This is a genomic window from Pseudomonas sp. P4_B3 (genome assembly GCF_056402295.1).
In genome coordinates this window covers 1-24,188 of sequence record NZ_JBFUHR010000016.1, presented here as the reverse complement: position 1 = coordinate 24,188, position 24,188 = coordinate 1, and the positions used below count along the sequence as shown (strand labels likewise).

20 protein-coding genes are annotated in these 24,188 nt (G+C 60.1%); 8 read left to right on the top strand and 12 right to left on the bottom strand.

The window, feature by feature from the left end; genetic code table 11:
- Positions 1-142: 142 nt before the first annotated feature.
- From AC1DWG_RS19075 to mreB, 6 genes are all read right to left on the bottom strand, one after another.
- Complete coding sequence (locus tag AC1DWG_RS19075) at positions 143-3,946, bottom strand: YhdP family protein (protein WP_477763218.1); 3,804 nt, start codon at positions 3,944-3,946, stop codon at positions 143-145.
- A gap of 75 nt (positions 3,947-4,021) precedes the next feature.
- Positions 4,022-5,479: a ribonuclease G gene (gene rng / locus AC1DWG_RS19070; RefSeq protein ID WP_007970246.1), complete on the bottom strand. Its 1,458-nt coding sequence runs from the start codon at positions 5,477-5,479 to the stop codon at positions 4,022-4,024.
- Positions 5,480-5,536: 57 nt separating this feature from the next.
- Positions 5,537-6,133 carry a Maf family protein gene (locus tag AC1DWG_RS19065; RefSeq protein WP_477788195.1) on the bottom strand — a complete coding sequence of 199 codons (597 nt, stop codon included), beginning with the start codon at positions 6,131-6,133 and terminating at the stop codon, positions 5,537-5,539.
- 32 nt (positions 6,134-6,165) lie between these two features.
- Positions 6,166-6,657 carry a rod shape-determining protein MreD gene (gene mreD / locus AC1DWG_RS19060; RefSeq protein ID WP_007970244.1) on the bottom strand — a complete coding sequence of 164 codons (492 nt, stop codon included), beginning with the start codon at positions 6,655-6,657 and terminating at the stop codon, positions 6,166-6,168.
- Entirely contained in the window at positions 6,657-7,793 is a 1,137-nt protein-coding gene (mreC, locus tag AC1DWG_RS19055) for a rod shape-determining protein MreC (RefSeq protein WP_477763333.1), read from the bottom strand. The genes mreD and mreC overlap by 1 nt, the downstream gene beginning before the upstream one ends.
- A 143-nt stretch (positions 7,794-7,936) precedes the next feature.
- Positions 7,937-8,974: a rod shape-determining protein MreB gene (mreB, locus tag AC1DWG_RS19050; RefSeq protein WP_002555108.1), complete on the bottom strand. Its 1,038-nt coding sequence runs from the start codon at positions 8,972-8,974 to the stop codon at positions 7,937-7,939.
- Positions 8,975-9,184: 210 nt separating this feature from the next.
- Between mreB and gatC the strand changes: the two genes are divergently transcribed.
- The 7 genes from gatC to AC1DWG_RS19015 all read left to right on the top strand — a co-directional run bounded on the left by gatC (position 9,185) and on the right by AC1DWG_RS19015 (position 16,133).
- Positions 9,185-9,472: an Asp-tRNA(Asn)/Glu-tRNA(Gln) amidotransferase subunit GatC gene (gene gatC, locus AC1DWG_RS19045; protein WP_007901429.1), complete on the top strand. Its 288-nt coding sequence runs from the start codon at positions 9,185-9,187 to the stop codon at positions 9,470-9,472.
- A gap of 16 nt (positions 9,473-9,488) precedes the next feature.
- Positions 9,489-10,940: an Asp-tRNA(Asn)/Glu-tRNA(Gln) amidotransferase subunit GatA gene (gene gatA / locus AC1DWG_RS19040; protein WP_477753405.1), complete on the top strand. Its 1,452-nt coding sequence runs from the start codon at positions 9,489-9,491 to the stop codon at positions 10,938-10,940.
- 10 nt (positions 10,941-10,950) lie between these two features.
- The gene (gene gatB / locus AC1DWG_RS19035; protein WP_347910607.1) at positions 10,951-12,396 is read left to right on the top strand and encodes an Asp-tRNA(Asn)/Glu-tRNA(Gln) amidotransferase subunit GatB; all 1,446 of its coding nucleotides are present in this window, start codon (positions 10,951-10,953) and stop codon (positions 12,394-12,396) included.
- 178 nt (positions 12,397-12,574) lie between these two features.
- The gene (locus AC1DWG_RS19030) at positions 12,575-12,949 is read left to right on the top strand and encodes a septal ring lytic transglycosylase RlpA family protein (RefSeq protein WP_218429275.1); all 375 of its coding nucleotides are present in this window, start codon (positions 12,575-12,577) and stop codon (positions 12,947-12,949) included.
- 50 nt (positions 12,950-12,999) lie between these two features.
- Positions 13,000-14,061, top strand: coding sequence for a calcium/sodium antiporter (locus tag AC1DWG_RS19025; RefSeq protein WP_477763215.1), 1,062 nt, complete (start codon positions 13,000-13,002; stop codon positions 14,059-14,061).
- Positions 14,058-14,438, top strand: coding sequence for a carboxymuconolactone decarboxylase family protein (locus AC1DWG_RS19020; protein WP_477763214.1), 381 nt, complete (start codon positions 14,058-14,060; stop codon positions 14,436-14,438). The genes AC1DWG_RS19025 and AC1DWG_RS19020 overlap by 4 nt, the downstream gene beginning before the upstream one ends.
- A gap of 213 nt (positions 14,439-14,651) precedes the next feature.
- Positions 14,652-16,133, top strand: a complete 1,482-nt coding sequence (locus AC1DWG_RS19015; RefSeq protein ID WP_477763213.1) for a PhoPQ-activated pathogenicity-related family protein — start codon at positions 14,652-14,654, stop codon at positions 16,131-16,133.
- Here AC1DWG_RS19015 and AC1DWG_RS19010 read toward each other — a convergent pair.
- From AC1DWG_RS19010 to kdgD, 5 genes are all read right to left on the bottom strand, one after another.
- Positions 16,130-17,071, bottom strand: coding sequence for an AEC family transporter (locus tag AC1DWG_RS19010; RefSeq protein WP_477763212.1), 942 nt, complete (start codon positions 17,069-17,071; stop codon positions 16,130-16,132). The two genes, AC1DWG_RS19015 and AC1DWG_RS19010, sit on opposite strands and share 4 nt — an antisense overlap.
- Positions 17,072-17,229: 158 nt before the next feature.
- Positions 17,230-18,783 (bottom strand): galactarate dehydratase, encoded by a 1,554-nt coding sequence (gene garD / locus AC1DWG_RS19005; RefSeq protein WP_223448107.1) that lies wholly within the window; start codon positions 18,781-18,783, stop codon positions 17,230-17,232.
- Between the two features lie 11 nt (positions 18,784-18,794).
- The gene (locus tag AC1DWG_RS19000; RefSeq protein WP_477763211.1) at positions 18,795-20,165 is read right to left on the bottom strand and encodes an MFS transporter; all 1,371 of its coding nucleotides are present in this window, start codon (positions 20,163-20,165) and stop codon (positions 18,795-18,797) included.
- 151 nt (positions 20,166-20,316) lie between these two features.
- Positions 20,317-21,759, bottom strand: a complete 1,443-nt coding sequence (locus AC1DWG_RS18995; protein ID WP_477763210.1) for an aldehyde dehydrogenase family protein — start codon at positions 21,757-21,759, stop codon at positions 20,317-20,319.
- A 60-nt stretch (positions 21,760-21,819) separates the two neighbouring features.
- On the bottom strand, positions 21,820-22,731 hold the full coding sequence (gene kdgD, locus AC1DWG_RS18990; protein WP_007981458.1) for a 5-dehydro-4-deoxyglucarate dehydratase: 912 nt from the start codon (positions 22,729-22,731) through the stop codon (positions 21,820-21,822).
- A gap of 384 nt (positions 22,732-23,115) precedes the next feature.
- Between kdgD and AC1DWG_RS18985 the strand changes: the two genes are divergently transcribed.
- Complete coding sequence (locus AC1DWG_RS18985; RefSeq protein WP_477763209.1) at positions 23,116-23,343, top strand: hypothetical protein; 228 nt, start codon at positions 23,116-23,118, stop codon at positions 23,341-23,343.
- On the opposite strand, the gene AC1DWG_RS18980 is transcribed toward AC1DWG_RS18985, so the two are convergent.
- A complete protein-coding gene (locus tag AC1DWG_RS18980) occupies positions 23,340-24,089 on the bottom strand; it encodes a FadR/GntR family transcriptional regulator (RefSeq protein WP_008018739.1) in 750 nt (249 codons plus the stop codon). The two genes, AC1DWG_RS18985 and AC1DWG_RS18980, sit on opposite strands and share 4 nt — an antisense overlap.
- Positions 24,090-24,188 lie beyond the last annotated feature (99 nt).

The following is a 24,188-nucleotide window of genomic DNA, read 5'->3' as shown; positions in this document are numbered from 1 at the left end:
TCAACGCATAACCGTAGGAGCCGCCGCAGGCTGCGATCTTTTGATTTTGCTTCTGAAAAACAAGATCAAAAGATCGCAGCCTGCGGCAGCTCCTACAGGGGAGTTACGGCCATGCTACTCCATAGGTCCGAAGGATGGCTTTTCAAAAAGCCTTGTCGAAGGTGATTTTCGGTTCTTTCCACGGCCCTTGGACCGTGTACTTCACACTGGCGAAACGGGAGACCCGGTCACCGATCAGCTTGTCGATCAGGAATAGCGCTCCGCCGACCGCGGGTGCACCGACGATCAGTGCGGCAATCGGCAGGTTATTGGTCACCGGCAAGGTTACCATCAGTTTCGCATCGATCTGATCGGCCACCATGTTCAGGGTGCCGTCGAGTTCGATGGTGCTCGACGGGCCGGTCAGCCGGATCGGCTCACGGGTGACATACACCCCATTGGTCCCAACCAGCAGCCCCTTGACCCGGTCATAACTCAGACCTTTGCCGAACAGGTCGGAGAAGTCCAGGCGCAGGCGCCGGCCGATGGAGTTGAAGTTGAGCAAACCAAATACCCGCAGCGCCTGGGCACTGCCTTCGACCTCGACGAACTGGCCCTGATTGAGCGTCGCATCGAGCGAGCCGGAGAATCGTTTGGTCGCCACCCAGGCCGGCGATCCGGGCCAGCGGCCATCGACATCCATATAAAAGTCCCGGCTGGTGACGCTTGGCGCAAAACCCCAGCCCTTGAGTACATCGGCGAGGTTCTTGCCGCTGATGCGTCCCTTGTACCAGCTGTTGCTGGCGCCAGGCGCGCCTTCCCAGCCACCGCTGCCCACCAACAGCATGCCCTTGAGGCCCAGGTCCAGCGAGTTGAACACGATGCCCTTGGCCGTCGGACGAATCTTCAGCGACCAGCCCCCCACCAGATCCTGGCCCTGGAATAACTGATTGATGGTGATGTCCATCGCAGGGATTATCGTCGGGTCCACCGACGCCAGCGGATCCGGCGAGTTTTCATCGGCCAGCACGGCCGGGTCCGGTGCGGGCAGGCGCACGGTTTGCAGATTGATCATGATCGGCGTGGCCTTCGAATCAGGAAGGTTCGCGCTGCCCTTGATCTGCTGGCTGTCGAGTTGCAGCGCCCAGGCGGAAGGTTTGCGCGCCAGCTGAATCGAGGCCTGATCGAGCGTGGTGCCGATACCGCTGAGCTTGCCCACCTTGAAATCCGCGCCGCTGAGCAATTGCTTGGCGCTGCCGCCGGGGTCCTGTCCGGCGTATTTATCCACCAGATCCTTCCACGGGCCAACGTCCAGCTCCGACAACACACCCTTTATCCGCAGGCCTTTGGTGCCAGGCAACACAGCCTCGCCACCACCGAGGAACAATTCCCCGCGACCGTCGGCGAAATTGCTGGCCGGGGCGGCAAACGTGAAACTCGCCAGGTCCGCGTAGTTGACCCAATAGCGCCGTTCGTCACCCTGCAAGGTCATACGGAACGTCGTGTCGCGCCCGGCATCGGCAGTCATGCCGAACGGCGCAGGCAAATCGACGGCCACGCCCTTGAGATTGGAATTGACCAGCAATTGGCTGTCGGCGCCATTCAGGGTCAGTTGCAGTTGATAAGGGATCACGCCACTCACCGGCAGAGGCTGGGTCACCTTCAGCCAGTCGGTCAGTTTCCTGACCTCGACCTGGCCCGACGCGGTCACCCGGGTATTAAGCTTACCCGGGCTGCCGTCGGCAAAAATCTGTGCGGTGACCGGCTTGTCGAACGCCCGTGCGCTGATGTTCTGCCCACTCAGGCCCTTGGCACTGTCGAAACGGAAATCACCTTTGAGTTGGGTCAGCTCCAGCACAGGTTCAGCCAGTTTCAAGCGTGCCTTGGCGGTCTTGAAATCGACGAGGATCTTCGGCTCCTCGCCTTTCGCCAGCGGAATATCCAGCTTCAAGTTGCCTTGCAGATCACCCTCGCCTTCCCACCCGGCAAAGGTTGCCCCGGTACCGATCGGCGCGTCCTGGAGGATTTTCAGGCCATCGCCCAAACCGCCGGTAAACCCGCCATCGAGGAACAAATGAACGTTCTGCCCGGCAGGCACATGGGGAATGTTGACGTAGATATCGCTGACCTGCGTGTCGAGCAACTGGCCCTTGCTGGCCAGAATCCGCACGCCGCTGTCTTCGACAAACACATCGCCGCTGACCTTGCTGACATGGGGCCAGCCCGGCTGGAAGGCCAGTTCGGCATCGTGAACCTTGAAGAACAGGCTGATGCTGCGATCGACGTCCGCGGCACCATGGCTGAGCGACCCTTGATACTGGAAGAAGCCTTGGTCCACCGCGCCCTTGAGAATCGCCGTGCGCAGCCATTCATCCAGCGCCGGGCTGAGGACTGCCGGCAAGTACTTGGCGGTGTAGCGACCGTCACCATCCACCATGCCGACCCGCAGGTCCATGTAGTCTTCCTGGGTGTGATCGAAGTGCAGGCGAATCAGGAAGTCGCCGGCGATCTTGCCTTCCTCGCCCAGCACCTTCAGGTACGGCGCGATCAGGGTGAAACCTTCTTTATCGAGCTTCCAGGTCAGCCGCGCATTGGCCTGAATGTACTGCCATGGCTTGGCGAAAATCGGGTCCAGATGCAGCATGAAATCCTTGCTGTCCATACGCAATTCGCCGCGCCCCAGGTCACCACTGATGCTGCCGCTGACATTTCGCGCCGCCGGCGCACCGTGATAGGCATCGAAGCCTACCTGGTCGAGGTTGGCGGCAAAGCCGAACTTGCTGTCGTCTGTGGCATTGGGGCGCAAGTCGACCAGCACGTTACGCAGGCTGCCCGTGACTTTGAGCCGCTCGACGACAGTGGCAAGACCTTCTGGCAACGGCGCCAGCGCGTTGAGCAGCGGGGTCAGCGGAGTGAGATCGACCCGGTCGGCTTGCAGGCGCCAGAGCTCTTCGGTTTTATCAGTGGCCGCGTTTTGCTTGAGTTGCAAATGCGTTTCCCAGCGGGTCTCGCCAAGGTTCATCGCCAGGGAATCGAAAGTCACTGACGCGCCTTCGGCACTGCGCTGGAAGTAGCCGTTCAGGGCCAGATTGTTGATCTGGATCTGCTTGCGCTCGGCGTAGGCACCCTTGAGTTGTGGTGCATTCAAACGGACCGCAGCACTTTGCAGGGCACCTTTGCCCCAGGTCAGCCAAAGCTCGCCGCCGGCTTTGATCTCAGAGAAACTCCACTCTTGGGTCACTCGCTCGGGCAACCACTTCGACCAGTCGCTTTGCGGCAGGCTCAGGTAAACCTCGGCTTCAGCGTCCCTCCATTGACTGGCTCGAATGCGGGTGCGCAGACTCATGGCCACGGGCTGGCCGTCGGGCAGGGTCAGGCGGGCGTCGAGTCGCTGCCGCGACGCCCCGGTTTTCAGATTCAGGCCGACATAAGTCAGGGTCAGCGGCGACTGCGCAAACGGCTGCAAGGTCACCTGGCTGTCGAGCACCGACAGTTGCTGGATCATCTGCATGCGATTGAGCAGCTGTTCCGGATCGGTTGGCTGGTCCTGCTGTACCGGCAAACCTTCCAGCGCCCATTGACCGTCGTTACCCTCCTTGACGCTGATCTTCAGGCCGCTGAGCTCCAGATGAGCGATGCGTACCTGACGTGCCAGCAGGCTGGCCCAAAGGTCCGGCACCGCGCGCACCTGATCCAGGTGCAAGGCATTGGCGCCCTCGCCGACCGTCACGTCGTGCGCCATCAGTATGGGGGCGAATCCACTCCAGTTGCCTTCGAGCTCGCCGATCTGCAACGGCATGCCCAAGGCATCGCTGGCTTTGGTTTCGATGTCGGCACGGTACTCGGCGACTAACGGCGTCAGCTCCCGGCCCAGGCTGACGTAGAGCGCCATCAACACCAAAACCAACGCGCACAGGCCCAGACCCCAGCGGGTCAGTGCGGCCAAAATGCGTGTCAGACGGTCCATGTCAGGTGGCCCCCATGGCAAAAGTTTTGCAAAAAGCTGAGGCCAGCCATTCTCGAACAATCAAAACGATACGCTTCAGAGCAGCACCACGTCGTATTGTTCCTGGGAATACATGGTTTCGACCTGAAAGCGGATGGTGCGCCCGATAAACCCCTCCAGTTCGGCGACGTTGCCCGACTCTTCGTCGAGCAGGCGGTCCACCACTTTCTGGTTTGCCAATACACGATAGCCTTCCGCCTGATAGGCGCGCGCTTCACGCAGGATTTCGCGGAAGATTTCGTAGCAAACGGTTTCCGGGGTTTTGAGCTTGCCGCGCCCCTGACAGGCGTTGCACGGCTCGCACAACACTTGTTCAAGGCTTTCGCGGGTGCGCTTGCGGGTCATCTGCACCAGGCCCAGTTCGGTGATACCGATGATGTTGGTTTTGGCGTGATCGCGCTCCAGTTGCTTTTCGAGCGTGCGCAACACCTGGCGCTGGTGTTCTTCATCTTCCATGTCGATGAAGTCGATGATGATGATTCCGCCAAGGTTGCGCAGGCGCAATTGACGAGCGATGGCTGTCGCGGCTTCGAGGTTGGTCTTGAAGATGGTTTCTTCGAGGTTGCGATGGCCGACGAACGCCCCGGTGTTGACGTCGATGGTGCTCATGGCTTCAGCCGGGTCGACCACCAGATAACCGCCGGACTTGAGCGGGACCTTGCGCTCGAGAGCCTTCTGGATTTCGTCTTCGACGCCATACAGGTCAAAAATCGGCCGCTCGCCCGGGTAATGCTCCAGACGGTCGGCAATCTCGGGCATCAATTCGGCGACGAATTGCGTGGTTTTCTGGAAGGTTTCCCGGGAGTCGATGCGGATCTTCTCGATTTTCGGGCTCACCAGATCACGCAGGGTGCGCAGCGCCAAACCGAGGTCTTCGTAGATCACGCTGGGCGCGCTGATGGTTTTGATCTGGGCGCTGATCTGGTCCCAAAGCCTTCGCAGGTAGCGGATGTCCATGAGGATTTCATCGGCGCCGGCGCCTTCGGCTGCCGTGCGCAGAATGAAACCGCCGGCTTCCTTGATCCCTTCCTTGGCCACGCAATCAGTGACCACTTGCTTGAGTCGCTCGCGCTCGGCCTCGTCTTCGATCTTCAGGGAAATGCCGACATGGGCCGTGCGTGGCATGTACACCAGGTAACGCGAAGGGATCGACAGCTGAGTGGTCAGGCGTGCGCCCTTGGAACCGATCGGGTCCTTGGTCACTTGCACCACCAGGCTCTGGCCTTCGTGCACCAGTGCACTGATGCTCTCGACCGCCGGACCTTCGCGCAGGGAAATTTCCGACGCATGAATGAATGCGGCACGATCCAGGCCGATATCGACGAATGCCGCCTGCATCCCCGGCAATACCCGCACGACTTTGCCTTTATAGATGTTGCCGACGATCCCGCGCTTTTGCGTACGCTCGACGTGGACCTCTTGCAGGACACCGTTTTCGACCACCGCCACGCGCGACTCCATCGGCGTGATGTTGATCAGGATCTCTTCACTCATGGCAGGGTCTCGTTCAGGCATGTTCACGATAATGGCCGCATCTGTTCAGGACGACGCTTAAAGCGCGTTCCCGGGTTGCCAACAGGGTATGCCGAAATGGCCGAGCAGTTCCGCGGTTTCGCAAAGCGGTAGTCCGACTACCGCTGAATAACTTCCATTGAGTCCGGCGACAAACACCGCACCCAGTCCTTGAATGCCATAACCGCCCGCCTTGTCCCGTGGTTCGCCGCTGGCCCAGTAGGCCGCGGCTTCATCGCGACTGATAGCACGAAATCGCACCCGACTGGTGACAACCCGAGACTCGCAACGTTCGCCATCGAGCACTGCAATCGCGGTCAGGACCTCATGCTCACACCCTGACAACATCATCAGCATGGCGCACGCATCCGCTTCATCAACCGGTTTGCCGAGAATTTTTCCATCGAGCACCACGGCGGTATCGGCGCCGAGCACGCAGAACGGTTTTTCAGACACGACGCCGCCGCACCCGGCTTCGGCCTTGCCGCGCGCCAGACGCTCGACATAGGCCGATGGGGATTCTTTGAGTACAGGGGTTTCATCGATGTCCGCACTGACGGCGGAGAACGGAACGCCGATCTGCGTGAGCAATTCACGCCGACGCGGCGAGCCAGAGGCGAGGTACAACCGTTTCATCAAGACCTCTCCCTGTCCAATGCCTGAGCGAATTAATTGATTTTGTAGCGTCGACGCAATCCGCGCAAACCGAAACTGATCCAGGGCCAGAGCAATGCACTGACCAGTGCCGGCAGTACCAGCGCCAGCGTCGGTTGACGATTGCCGGTCAAGGCACTGAGCCATAGTTGTACAAGCTGGGCGAGGCCGAAGATCACCAGGATCACCAGGCTCTGCTGCCACATCGGGAACATCCGCAGACGTTGCTGCAGCGCCAGTACCAGGTAGGTGATGAGCGTCAGGATCAAGGCATTCTGACCCAGCAAGGTACCGTAGAGCACGTCTTCAGCCAGCCCCAGGCAAAACGCCGTCACCATCCCGACGGTCTGCGGCAGGTTCAACGCCCAGAATGCCAGCAACAAGGCCAGCCACAGCGGGCGCAGGATTTCCATGAATTGCGGCAGAGGTGAAACGCTCAGCAGCAGACCGACGGCAAATGTCAGCCAGACTATCCAGCCGTTTCGGGATGCTTTTACACCGCCCATTATTCTCTCCCCACTGGAGTGGCCGGCACGGAGACTGGCGGTTTGGCGGCAGGTTTCGCGGCAGCGGGTTGCGCCGCCGGCGGTTTAGCCGCCGCAGGATGCGTGGCCGCAGGTTTGGCTGGCGTGGTGGCTGGCTTGACTGGCGCAGTGGCCGCGGGCGCCACCGTAGCAGGAGCAACCGGTGCGGCGGCCGGTGCAGCGGGGGCTACAGGGTTGACCAGTTTCGGAACTGTCGCCGGAATGATCGGGCCACCACCCTGTGCATCCAGGCTTTCCTGAGCCTGGGCGGCATCGTTGGCGCGCTCTTCAGCCGTACGGTTGTCGCTGAACACCAGCAGCAGGTAACGGCTGCGGTTCAAGGCAGCGGTCGGAATGGCGCGGACAATGGCAAACGGCTGGCCGGAATCGTGAATCACTTCCTTGACCGTCGCCACTGGATAACCTGCTGGGAAACGCTGACCGAGGCCGGAGCTGACCAGCAAATCGCCTTCCTTGATGTCGGCGGTATCGGCCACATGCCGCAATTCGAGACGTTCCGGGTTGCCGGTGCCGCTGGCAATCGCCCGCAACCCGTTGCGGTTCACCTGCACCGGGATGCTGTGGGTGGTATCGGTCAGCAGCAAGACGCGGGAGGTGTAGGGCATCAACTCGACCACCTGGCCCATCAGGCCACGGGCATCGAGTACCGGCTGACCGAGGACCACGCCGTCGCGCTCACCTTTATTGATGATGATGCGATGGGTGAACGGGTTGGGGTCCATACCGATCAACTCGGCCACTTCGACCTTCTCGTTGACCAGTGCCGAAGAGTTGAGCAACTCGCGCAGCCGAACGTTCTGCTCGGTCAGGGCGGCAAGCTTCTGCATGCGTCCCTGCAACAGCAGGTTCTCGGTCTTGAGTTTTTCGTTTTCGGCGACGAGTTCGGTCCGGCTGCCAAACTGACTGGCGATACCTTCCCACAGTCGTCCAGGCAGGTCAGTGATCCAGTAGGCGTCCATCAGCACCAGCGACATCTGGCTGCGTGCAGGCTTGAGCAGACTGAAACGGGCATCGACCACCATCAGCGCGACCGATAGCACGACAAGCACCAACAGGCGCACGCCCAGTGAAGGGCCCTTGGTGAAAAGCGGTTTAATAAGCCGCTCCTCCCAGGCAAATGTTCTGTTTATTCATACGGCAGCAATCCGGCCAGGATGCAAAGTGACAGAAAATAAACGCGAACAGGCAGCACTGCAAAGTGCCGCCTGCGCGCTCAACAGCATAGAGGCAATCCGGCGACTTATTCGCTGGAAAGCAGGTCCATGGTGTGTTTATCCATCATTTCCAATGCACGGCCACCGCCGCGAGCAACGCAGGTCAGCGGGTCTTCGGCAACGATCACCGGCAGACCGGTTTCCTGGGCCAGCAATTTGTCCAGGTCACGCAGCAAGGCGCCACCACCGGTCAGTACCAGGCCACGCTCGGCGATGTCGGAAGCCAGTTCCGGAGGCGATTGCTCCAGGGCGCTTTTCACGGCCTGAACGATAGTGGCCAGGGACTCTTGCAGAGCTTCCAGCACTTCGTTGGAGTTCAGGGTGAATGCGCGCGGAACGCCTTCGGCCAGGTTACGGCCACGAACATCGACTTCGCGAACTTCGCCACCCGGGTAGGCCGTACCGATTTCCTGCTTGATGCGCTCGGCGGTGGATTCGCCGATCAGGCTGCCGTAGTTGCGACGCACGTAGGTGATGATCGCTTCGTCGAAGCGGTCGCCGCCAACACGCACGGATTCGGCGTAAACCACACCGTTCAGGGAGATCAGCGCGATTTCGGTGGTACCGCCACCGATATCCACGACCATCGAACCGCGAGCTTCTTCAACCGGCAGGCCGGCACCGATCGCAGCGGCCATTGGCTCTTCGATCAGGAATACTTCACGGGCACCGGCGCCAAGGGCCGATTCACGGATGGCACGACGCTCAACCTGGGTGGATTTGCATGGAACGCAGATCAACACGCGAGGGCTAGGCTGCAGGAAGCTGTTTTCGTGAACCTTGTTGATGAAGTACTGCAGCATTTTTTCGCAAACGCTGAAGTCGGCGATCACACCGTCCTTCATCGGACGAATGGCAGCAATGTTGCCCGGCGTACGGCCGAGCATGCGCTTGGCTTCGGTGCCGACAGCAACGACACTTTTCTGGTTACCGTGTGTCCGAATGGCCACAACGGAGGGCTCATTCAGGACGATACCGCGCTCGCGCACGTAAATAAGGGTGTTGGCAGTGCCCAGGTCAATGGAAAGATCGCTGGAAAACATGCCACGCAGTTTCTTGAACATGGGAAAGGGACCCTAGGCAACGCGTGGGTAAAAAAGTGCGGCAAACTCTAACAACGACAGGGATTTTGGGCAAGGCGCCAATATGTTAAATTGGCCGCTTTTCTGTGCACCAAGCCCCACAATCGCGGCCTTGAGACCGTAGAAATGCGGTAGTGTTCCGACAATCTAACACACGGACGCCGTCCGTTCTGTTTTCCACTGGAGAATCCCATGGCGCTTGAACGCTCCGACGTGGAAAAAATCGCTCATTTGGCCTGCCTTGGCCTCAATGATGCCGATCTTCCACACATCACTTCGGCCCTGAACAGCATTCTCGGGCTGGTCGACGAAATGCAAGCGGTCAATACCGACGGTATCGAACCGCTGGCCCACCCACTGGAAGCCAGCCAGCGCCTGCGTGCAGACGTCGTGACCGAGACCAATCACCGCGAGGCCTACCAGTCCATCGCACCAGCGGTCGAAAACGGCCTGTACCTGGTTCCGAAAGTCATCGACTAAAGGGAAAGAGCCTGCAATGCATCAATTGACTCTGGCCGAGATCGCCCGCGGACTCGCCGATAAAAAGTTTTCCTCCGAAGAGCTGACCAAAGTCCTGCTGGCGCGCATCGCCCAGCTCGATCCGCAGCTCAACAGTTTCATCAGCCTCACCGAGGACCTGGCGCTGACGCAGGCGAAAGCCGCTGACGCTCGTCGGGCCAATGGTGAGAGCGGCGCCCTGCTCGGCGCGCCGATCGCCCACAAAGACCTGTTCTGCACCCAGGGCATTCGCACCAGCTGCGGCTCGAAGATGCTCGACAACTTCAAGGCACCGTACGACGCCACCGTCGTCGCCAAGCTGGCTGCGGCCGGGGCCGTGACCCTGGGCAAGACCAACATGGACGAATTCGCCATGGGGTCGGCCAACGAGTCGAGCTACTACGGCGCGGTGAAAAACCCGTGGAACCTGGAACACGTGCCGGGCGGCTCGTCTGGCGGTTCGGCGGCGGCGGTAGCTGCTCGTCTGTTGCCAGCAGCCACCGGCACCGACACAGGCGGTTCGATCCGTCAGCCTGCGGCCCTGACCAACCTCACCGGCCTGAAACCGACCTACGGTCGCGTTTCGCGCTGGGGCATGATTGCCTACGCGTCCAGCCTCGATCAGGGCGGCCCATTGGCCCGCACCGCCGAAGACTGCGCGATCCTGCTGCAAGGCATGGCCGGTTTCGACCCGCAAGACTCCACCAGCATCGACGAACCCGTGCCTGATTACAGCGCCGGCCTCAACGGCTCGCTGCAAGGCCTGCGCATCGGCGTGCCGAAGGAATACTTCAGCGCCGGTCTCGACCCCCGCATCGCCGATCTGGTCATGGCCAGCGTTGAAGAGTTGAAAAAGCTCGGCGCGGTGGTCAAGGAAATCAGCCTGCCGAATATGCAGCACGCGATTCCTGCGTACTACGTGATCGCCCCGGCGGAAGCGTCCTCCAACCTGTCGCGTTTCGACGGCGTACGTTTCGGCTATCGTTGCGAAGACCCGAAAAACCTGGAAGACCTGTACAAGCGTTCCCGTGGCGAAGGCTTCGGGCCGGAAGTTCAGCGCCGGATCATGGTTGGCGCCTATGCGCTGTCGGCCGGTTACTACGACGCCTACTACCTGAAGGCGCAGAAGATCCGTCGCTTGATCAAGAACGACTTCATGGCGGCCTTCAATGAGGTCGACATCATCCTCGGCCCAACCACGCCGAACCCGGCCTGGAAGCTCGGCGCCAAGAACAGCGACCCGGTCGCCGCCTACCTGGAAGACGTCTACACCATCACCGCCAACCTCGCCGGTCTGCCGGGCTTGTCCATGCCGGCAGGTTTTGTCGATGGCCTGCCGGTCGGCGTGCAACTGCTCGCTCCGTATTTCCAGGAAGGTCGCCTGTTGAACGTTGCCCATCAGTATCAGCAAAACACTGACTGGCACACCCGCACCCCAACCGGCTTCTGAGGAGAAACACATGCAATGGGAAGTCGTGATCGGGCTGGAGATTCATACCCAGCTCACCACCCGGTCGAAAATCTTTTCCGGTAGCTCCACCACCTTCGGTTCCGAGCCGAACACCCAGGCCAGCCTGGTAGACCTCGGCATGCCCGGCGTATTGCCGGTGCTGAACCAGGAAGCGGTGCGCATGGCGGTGATGTTCGGCTTGGCGATTGACGCCGAGATCGGCCAGCACAACGTGTTCGCCCGTAAAAACTATTTCTACCCGGATCTGCCGAAGGGCTATCAGATCAGCCAGATGGAATTGCCGATCGTCGGCAAGGGCCACCTGGACATCGCCCTCGAAGACGGCACGGTCAAACGTGTCGGCATCACTCGCGCGCATCTGGAAGAAGACGCCGGCAAGAGCCTGCACGAAGAATTCAGCGGCGCCAGCGGCATCGACCTGAACCGTGCCGGCACGCCGTTGCTGGAAATCGTCTCCGAGCCGGACATGCGCAGTGCCAAGGAAGCCGTGGCTTACGTCAAGGCGATCCACGCGCTGGTGCGCTACCTGGGCATCTGCGACGGCAACATGGCCGAAGGCTCGCTGCGTTGCGACTGCAACGTGTCGATCCGTCCGAAAGGCCAGGTCGAATTCGGCACCCGCTGCGAGATCAAGAACGTCAACTCGTTCCGCTTCATCGAGAAGGCGATCAACTCCGAGATCCAGCGTCAGATCGAGCTGATCGAAGACGGCGGAAAAGTGATCCAGCAGACCCGCCTGTACGATCCGAACAAGGACGAAACCCGTCCGATGCGCAGCAAAGAGGAAGCCAACGACTACCGTTACTTCCCCGATCCGGACCTGCTGCCGGTAGTCATCGAGAACTCGTTCCTCGACGACGTGCGCGCCACCCTTCCGGAATTGCCACCGCAGAAGCGCGAGCGCTTCCAGGAGCAGTTCGGTCTGTCGGTCTACGACGCCAGCGTCCTGGCCACCAGCCGTGAGCAAGCCGACTACTTCGAAAAAGTCGCGAGCATCGGCGGCGACGCCAAACTGGCGGCGAACTGGGTGATGGTCGAGTTGGGCAGCCTGCTCAACAAGCAAGGCCTGGACATCGAAGAGTCTCCGGTTTCCGCCGAGCTTCTGGGCGGCATGCTGTTGCGCATCAAGGACAACACCATCTCCGGCAAGATCGCCAAGGTGGTGTTCGAAGCAATGGCCAACGGCGAAGGCAGCGCGGACGAAATCATCGACAAGCGCGGCCTCAAGCAAGTGACCGACACCGGCGCCATCTCGGCGGTGCTGGACGAAATGCTCGCAGCCAACGCCGAACAGGTCGAGCAATACCGCGCGGCAGACGAAGCCAAGCGCGGCAAAATGTTCGGCTTCTTCGTCGGCCAGGCCATGAAAGCCTCCAAAGGCAAGGCCAACCCGCAACAAGTCAACGAACTGCTGAAAAGCAAGCTCGAAGGCTGATGAGAATGGAGCCAGCTCTAAAATCTGGCTCCATTCTCCTGTGGGAGCGGGCTTGCTCCGGGCGGCGTTCCGACGAATGCGGTTTGGCACTCAATTCAATGTTGACTGTCAGAATGCATTCGCGAGCAAGTCGAATCGTCACACCGCCGCTCCCACATTTGTTTTTTGGAACGCCCAAATGAAGCGTCTACTCAGCGCCTGCGCCCTCCTCTCGCTCCTGGCCGGTTGCGCCAGCACCGACACCGTCGATCCGCATGGCTACGACAAAACCGGCGTGGCTTCGTATTACGGCGCCAAACACCAAGGCAAACGTACCGCCAACGGCGAGCGTTTCGACAAGAATTCCATGACTGCCGCCCATCGCCAGCTACCCTTCGGTACGCGGGTGAAGGTGACCAATCTGAATAACGACAAATCCTGCGTGGTGCGCATCAATGATCGCGGGCCGCACACCCGTGGCCGTCTGATCGACCTGTCCCACGAAGCCGCCGCGCGCCTGGGCATGCTCAAAAGCGGCACCGCACGGGTTCGTGTACAAGCCCTCGACGACTGACCGATGGAGCCCCGACCATTTTCGGATTAGCCGATTTACCCCTGATCAGCGTGATCGAATTGCTCAGCGGATTGCTCCTGCTGATTGTCGGCGCCGAATTGATGGTGCGCGCCGCCGTACGCATCGCCGCGCGGTTGCACATACGACCGCTGATCATCGGCCTGACCATCGTCGCCCTCGGCAGCAGCGCACCGCAGATGGCAGTCAGCCTGCAAGCGACCCTGGCACACAATGCCGACATCGCGGTCGGCAGCGTGATTGGCAGCAGCATTTTCAACATCCTCGTCACCCTCGGGTTGTCCGCGCTGATCATTCCGTTGAGGGTTTCCCGACAACTGGTGCGTCTGGATATTCCGTTGATGATCGGCGCCAGCCTGTTGGTGTTCGTACTCGCCTGGAATGAAGAACTGACCCGGGCCGACGGCATGATATTGCTTGCGGCACTGGCGATTTACCTGGGCTTGTTGCTGCGCCAGTCGCGACACTCGGCACGGCCGGTATCGAGCCATGACCACCACCCGCAAGCGCCATGGTTGAGCAGCCTGCTGATGATCGTCGCAGGACTGGCGATGCTGGTGTACGCCGGGCACTTGTTGCTGGGTGCAGCGGTTGCGGTCGCCACCGATTTGGGGTTGTCGGAGCGGATCATCGGCCTGACCATCGTCGCTGTCAGCACGTCACTGCCTGAGCTCGCCACTTCGTTGATCGCCGCAATGCGCGGCGAGCGCGAGATTGCCGTGGGCAACGTGATTGGCAGCAACCTGTTCAACCTCTTGGGCGTGCTCGGCTTTACCGCACTGGTGGCGCCGTCGCCCCTGTCGGTGTCGCCCAACGCCCTGGATTTCGACCTGCCGGTGATGCTCGGCGTCGCGGCGCTGTGCCTGCCGGTGTTCTACTCCGGCTACCGGGTGACCCGCGCCGAAGGCCTGCTGTTTCTGGGTTTGTACCTGGCCTATGGACTGCACGTGGTGTCGTTCACCACCGGCATGCCACTGGCCGGCAAGCTGGAACACTTGATGCTGTTTTTCGTCCTGCCGGCGTTGGTGGCGTTTTTGCTGTTCACGTCGCTACGCGCCTGGCGTCGCCAACACCATAAGAGGGAAGTCCCATGACCGAGAATAAAAAAACCGGCGTTGAAGTCCGCCGCCAAGTGATGGGCGACGCCTTCGTCGACCGCGCACTGGGCAACGCCACCGAGTTCACCCAGCCGCTGCAGGACTTTGTCAATGAACACGCCTGGGGCGGGGTGTGGAATCGCGAAGGTCTGCCGCTGAAAACCCGCAGCCTGATCACCCTCGCGGCCCTGACCGCACTGAAGTGCCCGCAGGAATTGAAAGGTCACGTGCGCGGTGCGCTGAACAACGGCTGCACTGTGGAAGAAATTCGCGAGGCACTGCTGCATTGCGCGGTGTATGCCGGTGTGCCAGCGGCGATCGATGCGTTTCGGGCAGCGCAGGAAGTGATCGACAGCTATCAGACGCCGAAGTGATCACCATCGCCAGAGTGGTTCGCCGCCCTCGGTAACGCTTGTGATTGAACGGTTCAACCACATATTTCGACAATAAAAGACACCCCGCCAACCCTGTTCGCCCAAGCCTCTTTTCGACACACTGCGCCGACAAAAATCCACCAGGGGGATGGTCGGTGCAGCGTCGCTGTACCCAGGACTCGAACCTCTCCCAGCTTTACAAGGAAGGTTCCCATGCGCTTGAACGCCAGGTTCATATTGTCGAAATTGATGTTGTCCAGCCTGCTCGTCAGCAGCTCGATACATGCCTCTGCCCAGGCGTGTTTCGAGGCCAGCAATCAAGACTTCAGCGAAGTGCTTGCCTGCTACACGAAAGCCGAAGACGCCAATCCATTGGTTTACACCGCCAAAGGCAACACATCATTTCCAGGTGTGGAAAAGCGCGGTTTCGACCTGTCCTCCCAGCAATGGTCGCCACAAGGATTGGTCAGCCCCGCACAGTGGAAACACACCGTGGACATCTACATCCCGGACAATGCCCTGCGCGGCCAGTCGCTGCTGGTGGCCAATAACGGAACCCCTAACGCAGGGCAAAACAACGCCGACGAGCCGACGGACTTTACCGAAGCCATGGCACTTGAAGTGGCGCGTAAAACACGCACGATTGTCATTTCAGTCAGCAACGTTCCGAACCAGTACCTGACCTATACCGACGACGGCATTGCGCGCACTGAAGATGCCAGCGTCGCCCACAGCTGGAAGCTCTTTCTCGATGACCCGTACCAGCGCCCGTACATGTCGGTGCGCCTACCCATGGTGGTGTCGATGATCAAGGCCATGGACCTCGCGCAAAAGGAGCTGCAACCCTGGGGAATAGACCGTTTCATTGCCAGCGGCGCATCAAAACGTGGCTGGACCACCTGGCTGGCAGCGATTGCCGATGAGCGGATCAAAGCCATCGTGCCGTTTGTGATCGACGTACTGGGCACGGACAGTGTGCTTGAACATACCTGGCAGGCCTACGGAAAGAACTGGCCACTGGCATTTTTTGACTACCATCACGAGGGCATTACCCAACGAATCAAGACTGAAAACTTCGCACACCTGATGAAAATCGAAGACCCGCTAAGCTACTTGCAAACCCGCTATGCCGATCGCCTGGCGATCCCGAAATACATCGTCAATGCCAGCAGCGACGATTTTTTCCTGCCAGACAATTCACAGTTTTTCTTCGATCAGCTACCCGGTCCGAAAGCCTTGCGAATCGCGCCCAATGCGAGCCACTACGGCATCAATCGGTTCGTCGAGAACTCGCTGATACCGGTCATCAATCGCTGGCAACAGAACAAGCCTTTGCCGGTCATTTCCATGCGCTCGAATCCGCACGTTTCAACACAAAGGATGGGGCTGCACTTTTCCGAGGCACCGGTGCGAGTCGTTCAATGGACGGCGATAAATCCGGTCGCCCGGGACTTTCGTCACCCCTGTGGCGTCCAGTACGTGCCTGAAGACGTAAAGCTCACAGACCCGCTCAACGCTGACATGCAGATCGACACACCGGAAAATGGCTGGAAAGCGACCTTTGTCGAAACGACCTTTGCCGATGGCTTCGTCGTGACAACCCCGGTGCAGGTCATGCCCACGCACTATCCGACCCAGGCGCCTCCGGTTATCGAACCGGCGTGCAAAACCCTGGCCGATGAACAGGGGCGCTAAATCCAGCCACCCCACTGCAAGAAGAAGATCCCGATGTTGGTGGTGACAGCCGCCATCAACGTAGTGATCACGATAATCGCCGCCGCCAGTTCGTGATTGCCATCCGCCGCCCGGGCCATGACGAAACTGGCAGCGGCGGTCGGGCTACCGAAGTACAGAAACAGAATCCCCAGTTCCGCCCCACGAAAGCCCCACAGCCATGCCCCCAGCGTCGCCAGCACCGGCAGGCCGATCATCTTCACCAGGCTTGAACTCAGCGCCATGTTACCGCTTTTGCGCAGTGCCGCCAGGGACAGCGTGCCGCCGATGCAGATCAGCGCCAGCGGCAGCGTGGTTTGCGCCAGGTACTGGCCGGAGGTCTCCAGCCAGCCGGGCAAGCCGATCTTGAAATAGGCGAAGGGTGCAGCCGCAATCACGCTGATGATCAGCGGATTGCTGAACACGCTTTTGCAGATGCTCCAAGGATCGGATTTGATCACCGGACTGTAGACCGCCAGCACGATAGTCGAGAGGGTGTTGTAAAACAGGATCACCAGTGCCGCGAGGATCGCCCCGAGGGAAATCCCGTAGTCGCCGTACATGCTGGCCGCCAGCGCCAGGCCGATGACCCCGTTGTTACCGCGAAAGGCGCCCTGGGTGTAGATCCCGCGATCTTCCCGCGGGCACTTCCAGATCGCCCAACCCCAGGCAATGGCAAAACACACCAGCGTCGCCACGGAGAAATAGATCAGCAGCGCCGGCTGCAATGCCGCGCGCAGGTCAGCATGCAGGATGCCCAGAAACAGCAACGCCGGCATGGTGACGTTGAACACCAGTGCCGACGCCGTGTGGATGAAGTTGTCGTTGATCCAGTCGATGCGCTTGAGCAGCACCCCCAAAAACAGCATGGCAAACACCGGCGCGGTGATGTTCAGGGTTTCGAGGAAAATTGCCAGCATGCCGGGAGGACCTTGGGGTGGGCGTCGTTAGGGGGCTAATGATAAGCCACACGAGCGCATTAAGATCAAAAGATCGCAGCCTGCGGCAGCTCCTACAGGGAAAATCGTGCTCTGTAGGAGCTGCCGCAGGCTGCGATCTTTTCCCGGGCAATGCAGTATCAGGTGATCGGCGCCGGGTTGAACAAGGTGATGTCGTTATGCAGCTTGTGCTGCTCGGCCCATGTCTGTTTCTTGCCGCTAGCCACATCCAGGTAGTAATGGAACAGCTCCCAGCCCAGTTCCTCGATCGATGCGCGCCCGGTGGCAATACGCCCGGCGTCGATATCGATCAGGTCAGGCCAGCGCTGCGCCAATTCAGTCCGGGTCGATACCTTGACGACCGGGGCCATGGCCAACCCGTAAGGCGTACCACGACCGGTGGTGAACACATGCAGGTTCATCCCCGCCGCCAGCTGCAAGGTCCCACAGACAAAGTCACTGGCCGGGGTCGCGCAGAAGATCAGGCCTTTGCGTTTGAAGCGCTCGCCAGGGCCAAGCACGCCATTGATCGCGCTGCTGCCGGACTTGACGATCGAGCCCAAGGACTTCTCGACAATGTTCGACAACCCGCCCTTCTTGTTGCCCGGCGTGGTGTTGGCGCTACGATCTGCTTCACCCTTGGCCAGGTAGCGGTCGTACCAGTCCATTTCCCGCACCAGTTCCTGGGCGACGTCCTGGTTTTCCGCGCGGGAGGTCAGCAGATAAATGGCATCGCGCACTTCGGTGACTTCGGAAAACATCACCGTCGCACCGGCCCGCAGCAGCAGGTCCGAGGCATAACCGAGTGCCGGGTTGGCGGTGATACCGGAGAACGCATCACTGCCGCCGCATTGCATGCCCAGGATCAGCTCGGACGCCGGCACGGTTTCCCGGCGACGCTGATCGAGCTTCTTCAAGCGCGTCTCGGCCAGTTCCATGATCTGCTCGATCATCTCGGTGAAGCCGTGGCTGGAATCCTGCAAGCGGTACAACCATGGCTCGCTCAGATCCACCGAGCTGTCGTTGTCGTGCATCACCTGCCCGGCCTGCAATTTCTCGCAGCCCAGGCTGATCACCAGGGCTTCGCCGCCCAGGTTCGGGTTGCGGGCCAGGTTGCGCACGGTGCGGATCGGGATGTATGCGTCAGTCGCAGTGATCGCCACGCCACAGCCGTAGCTGTGGGTCAGCGCCACCACGTCATCGACGTGCGGGTACTTGGGCAGCAACTCATCCTTGATGCGCTTGACCGCATGATCCAGCACCCCGGTCACGCACTGTACGGTGGTAGTGATGCCGAGAATGTTGCGCGTGCCGACGGTGCCGTCGGCGTTGCGATAACCCTCGAAAGTGAAGCCTTCCAGCGGTGCCTGCGCGGCCGGCACATCGGTGGACAGCGGCAGGCTGTCCAGCGGTGGCGCGGTCGGCATGCGCAGTTGATCTTCCTTGACCCAACTGCCACGGGGAATCGGCTGCAAGGCATAGCCAATGACCTGGCCGTAACGAATCACCTGGCCACCTTCGGGAATGTCTTCCAGGGTGACCTTGTGGCTCTGCGGCACGAAGTCCACGGTGACCAGGCCGTCCGCAAACTCGGTACCGGCTGGTACGCCCTGATCATTGACCACGATGACCACGTTATCCCGCTCGTGCAGGCGGATGTAGCGCGGCGAGTCGGAATGTTCAATCAACTGCATGACGCCGCTCCTCAGGAATGCGCTTGAGACAATTTGCCAGGGGCTTCAGTACCGTTCGCTGGTGGCTCTTTGAGCACCACACGTTTGATCGGGCCCACGATCACCAGATAGCTGAACACCGCGACCAAAGCGTTGCAACCAACGAACACCAACGCCCATTTGAACGAACCGGTGGAGCTGATGATGTAGCCGATCACGATCGGAGTGGTGATGGATGCAATGTTACCGAAGGTGTTGAACAGGCCACCGCTCAGGCCGGCGATCTGCTTCGGCGAGGTGTCGGACACCACCGCCCAACCCAGTGCACCCACGCCTTTGCCGAAGAACGCCAGGGCCATGAAGCCGACCACCATCCATTCAACATCCACGTAGTTGCAGGCCACGATGCTGCTGGAAACCAGCAGGCCGGCAATGATCGGCGCCTTGCGGGCGAAGGTCAGGGAATGGCCTTTGCGCAGCAGGTAATCGGAAATCACCCCGCCGAGCACACCACCGATGAAGCCGCAGATCGCCGGCAAGGACGCAATGAAACCGGCCTTGAGAATGGTCATGCCGCGTTCCTGCACCAGGTACACCGGGAACCAGGTCAGGAAGAAGTAGGTGATGCCGTTGATGCAATACTGGCCCAGGTATACGCCGAGCATCATGCGGTTGGTCAGCAACTGCCGGATGTAGTCCCACTTCGGACCATCGGTCTTCTTGCCTTTGCCCTTGTCCTGATCCATGTCGACCATACCGCCGTTGTCGGCGATGTGCTTGAACTCGGCATCATTGATCATCGGGTGCTGACGCGGGCTGTGGATAACCTTCAGCCAGATCCCGGAGAAGATGATGCCGATCACGCCCATGACGATGAACACGTGCTGCCAGCCGAAGCTGTAGACGATCCAGCCCATCAGCGGTGCGAACAGTACCGTGGCGAAGTATTGCGCCGAGTTGAAGATCGCCGAGGCAGTGCCGCGCTCAGCGGTCGGGAACCAGGCCGCTACGATACGTGCGTTGCCGGGGAAGGATGGCGCTTCAGCCAGGCCCACCAGGAAGCGCAGCATGAACAGCGCAACCACTGCCGTGGACATGCCGAACTCGCCGACATAGCCCTGCAGCACGGTGAACAGTGACCAGGTGAAGATACTCAACGCGTAGATTTTTTTCGAACCGAAACGGTCCAGCAGCCAGCCACCGGGGATTTGCCCGGCCACGTAGGCCCAACCGAATGCGGAGAAGATGTAGCCGAGGGTAACGGCATCAATGCCCAGGTCTTTCTGCAGGCTGGAGCCGGCGATTGCAATGGTAGCCCGGTCGGCGTAGTTGATCGTGGTCACCAGAAACAGCATGAGCAGGATCAAATAGCGGACGTGAGTCGGCTTTTGGGTCGATTGCATGTAGATGTACTCCCACTGATTATTTTTATGCGCGGGTGAATCTTTGGTTGTTCCCCGTAGGAGCTGTCGAGTGAAACGAGGCTGCGATCTTTTGATTTTTAAAAGCAAAGATCGCAGCCTGCGGCAGCTCCTACAGGGGTATTGCGGTGAATCAACCGATGTAGGCAGTCTTCACAACGGTGTAAAACTCTTGCGCATAGCGACCTTGCTCACGTGATCCATAGGATGAACCTTTACGCCCACCGAACGGAACGTGGTAATCCACGCCGGCCGTCGGCAGGTTGACCATCACCATCCCTGCCTGGGAGTGGCGCTTGAAGTGGTTGGCGTACTTCAAGGACGTGGTAGCGATGCCCGCCGACAGACCGAACTCGGTGTCGTTGGCCATGGCCAGGGCTGCTTCGTAATCGGCGACGCGGACGATGTTGGCCACCGGACCGAAGATCTCTTCACGGCTGATGCGCATCGAGGCTTCGCTGTCGGCAAACAGGGTTGGCGCGAGGAAGTAGCCTTCGGTATCGCAGGTCACCAGACCACCGCCGCTGACCAGACGTGCACCTTCGGACTGGCCGATATCGATGTACTTCATGTCCTGTTCAAGTTGTGCTTGCGAGACCACCGGACCGATATCGGTTCCGGCTTTCAAGGCGTGACCGACCTTGATCGACTTCATGCGCTCGGCCATGGCTTCGACGAACTGGTCGTGGATGCCAGCGGTGACGATAAAGCGGCTGGAAGCGGTGCAACGCTGGCCGGTGGAGTAGAACGCGCTCTGTACCGACAGTTCGACCGCTTGCTTGAGGTCGGCGTCGTCGAGAATGATCTGCGGGTTCTTGCCACCCATTTCCAGCTGAACCTTGGCCTGGCGCGACACGCAGTTGACGGCGATCTGACGACCCACGCCCACGGAACCGGTGAAGCTGATGCCATCGACTTTCGGGCTGTTGACCAGTGCATCGCCCACCACGCGACCGCTGCCCATCACCAGGTTGAACACACCGGCCGGGAAGCCTGCGCGGGAGATGATTTCGGCCAGGGCCCAGGCGCACCCCGGAACCAGGTCCGCCGGCTTGAGCACGACGCAGTTGCCGTAGGCCAGGGCCGGAGCGATTTTCCATGCCGGGATGGCAATCGGGAAGTTCCACGGGGTGATCAGACCGACCACGCCAAGGGCTTCGCGAGTGACTTCAACGTTGACGCCCGGACGCACCGACGGCAGATAGTCACCGGAGAGGCGCAGGCACTCGCCGGCGAAGAATTTGAAGATGTTGCCGGCGCGGGTCACTTCACCGATGGCTTCAGGCAGGGTCTTGCCCTCTTCCCGGGCCAGCAGGGTGCCGAGCTCTTCGCGACGGGCGAGGATTTCAGTGCCGACTTTATCCAGCGAATCGTGACGTGCCTGGATGCCCGAAACGGACCAGGCCGGGAACGCGGCGCGAGCAGCGTCGATGGCGGCGTGGACCTGAGCCAGATCGGCTTTGGCGTAGTTGCCAATGGTGTCGGTCAGTTCGGACGGGTTGATGTTGGCGCAGTAATCACTGCCCGCGACCCATTCACCATTGATGTAGTTATCAAAACGCTTTGCTTCTGCCACGAGATGTCTCCTCACGCAAAAGGCCGCTGATTACTCAGCGGCCTTGTTAAATCGGATGTGTTATTGCGCACCTTGCTTGTCGATCAGCGCGGCGAGCATTTCGTACTCTTCGCCGGTCAGATCGGTCAGCGGTGCGCGCACAGGACCTGCGTCGTAGCCGGCAATTTTTGCCCCGGCCTTGACGATGCTCACGGCATAACCAGCCTTGCGGTTACGGATGTCCAGGTACGGCAGGAAGAAGTCGTCGATGATCTTGCCGACGGTGGCATGATCTTCACGAGCGATCGCGTGGTAGAAGTCCATCGCGGTTTTCGGGATGAAGTTGAACACCGCCGAGGAGTAGACCGGTACGCCCAGGGCCTTGTAGGCGGCGGCGTAGACTTCGGCGGTCGGCAAGCCACCCAGATAGCTGAAGCGATCACCGAGGCGGCGACGGATCGACACCATCAACTCGATATCACCCAGGCCATCCTTGTAGCCGATCAGGTTCGGGCAGCGCTCGGCCAGACGTTCCAGCAACGGCGCGGTCAGGCGGCAGACGTTACGGTTGTAGACCACCACGCCGATGTTGACCGATTTGCACACGGCTTCAACGTGGGCGGCAACGCCGTCCTGGCTGGCTTCGGTCAGGTAGTGCGGCAGCAGCAACAGACCTTTGGCGCCCAGACGCTCGGCTTCCTGAGCGTATTCGATGGCTTGACGGGTCGAACCGCCCACGCCAGCCAGAATCGGCACGCTGGTGGCGCAGGTGTCGACGGCGGTCTTGATGATTTCCGAATATTCGCTGGCCGCCAGAGAGAAAAACTCACCGGTGCCGCCCGCAGCGAACAGCGCCGAGGCGCCGTATGGGGCCAGCCATTCGAGACGCTTGATGTAACCCGCGCGATTGAAGTCGCCCTGAGCATTGAAATCGGTGACCGGGAAAGACAGCAGACCGGCAGAGAGGATGGACTTCAGTTCTTGTGGATTCATTATTCGAACACCCTGGGTAGCGACGTTATGTGTGAGAAAACCGTTCAGCCTGCGCTGAGGTTGTAGGTCATCGTACAACTTAAAATACAACCGTCAACTGCATTTCATCGCTGGGGGTGAAAATTGTTCGACAACAGGCTAAAGCGCCCGTAAATCTGGCACGAAAATGGGCTGTTCGAGGATCGATTGCTTAAAGAGAGATACGTTGTCCTAACATTGGACGCGATTAGACTGCAGGGGGGATGCTCGGCCTTGGTACGCCGTGTACGGTGAAAATCAGGAGGTGCAGGGGTACCGTCCATCAAAACTGGTATTTCTAATAGTTATGAGTAATCGCTGAAGAAGGCTAAATCGAGGGCTCAATCACTGCCAGGGAACCCCCTCATGAAAACTAGATCTCGATTTACCTTCCCAACCGTATCCAGGCTCGCAGCCAGAGAGATGCCGATGGACTTCGACTTGCATGTAAATATCGGAGACTGGATCGAATTTGAATCGGTGCCGGGAAACACCTGGGAGGTGACCCGGAAAAAATTCAAAGTACTGAGTGACAACACCATTGAGTATGTCGATTACGTCACGGTGCCGGTGAGCAACCCTGAACTCCCCTAACCCCGCTGCGCCTCAGCCTCTTCATGGGCATGACGCAACCGTTCACGGCTGTTGGTCAGGTGCAAACGCATGGCCGCCCGCGCCGCATCGGAATCCTGACGGGCAATGGCGTCGTAGATTTCCTCGTGCTCACGGCTCAGGCGACTCATGTAGTGCTGCTGGTCGTCATGGGCCAGGCGCGCGGAATTCAGCCGGGTGCGCGGGATGATGCTGGTGCCCAGGTGGGTCATGATGTCGGTGAAGTAGCGGTTGCCGGTGGACAACGCGATTTCGAGGTGGAAGGCGAAGTCCGACGCCACGGCATCACTGGCATGAGCGGCGCTTTCGTTCAACGCATCGAGGGCGGCGCGCATGTTGGCCAGTTGCTCCGGACTGCGGCGTTGCGCCGCCAGCCCGGCAGACTCCACTTCGAGACTGATGCGCAGCTCCAGGATCGCCAACACATCTCGCAAAGTCACCACAGTCGCCGGGTCGATACGGAAACCGCTAGGGCTCGGCGTGTCGAGCACGAAGGTGCCGATACCGTGGCGGGTTTCCACCTGGCCGGCCGCCTGCAAACGGGAAATCGCTTCGCGCACCACGGTGCGGCTGACGCCATGGGCATCCATGATGGCCGACTCGGTGGGCAACTTGTCGCCACGCTTGAGATGACCGTCGCGGATCTGCTCGGACAGCACCGTCACCAGTTCCTGAGCGAGGCTGCGGCGCTTGCGTGGGAGGCGTGGTGCGTCGTTCGGGTTTTCCATGGTGAACATCTGTCTCGAAAAGTTCGGCTGCTGAAAGCGCATCATAGCGCAACGCGGTTGTACGATCACCACACCTCCTGTAGGAGCTGCCGCAGGCAG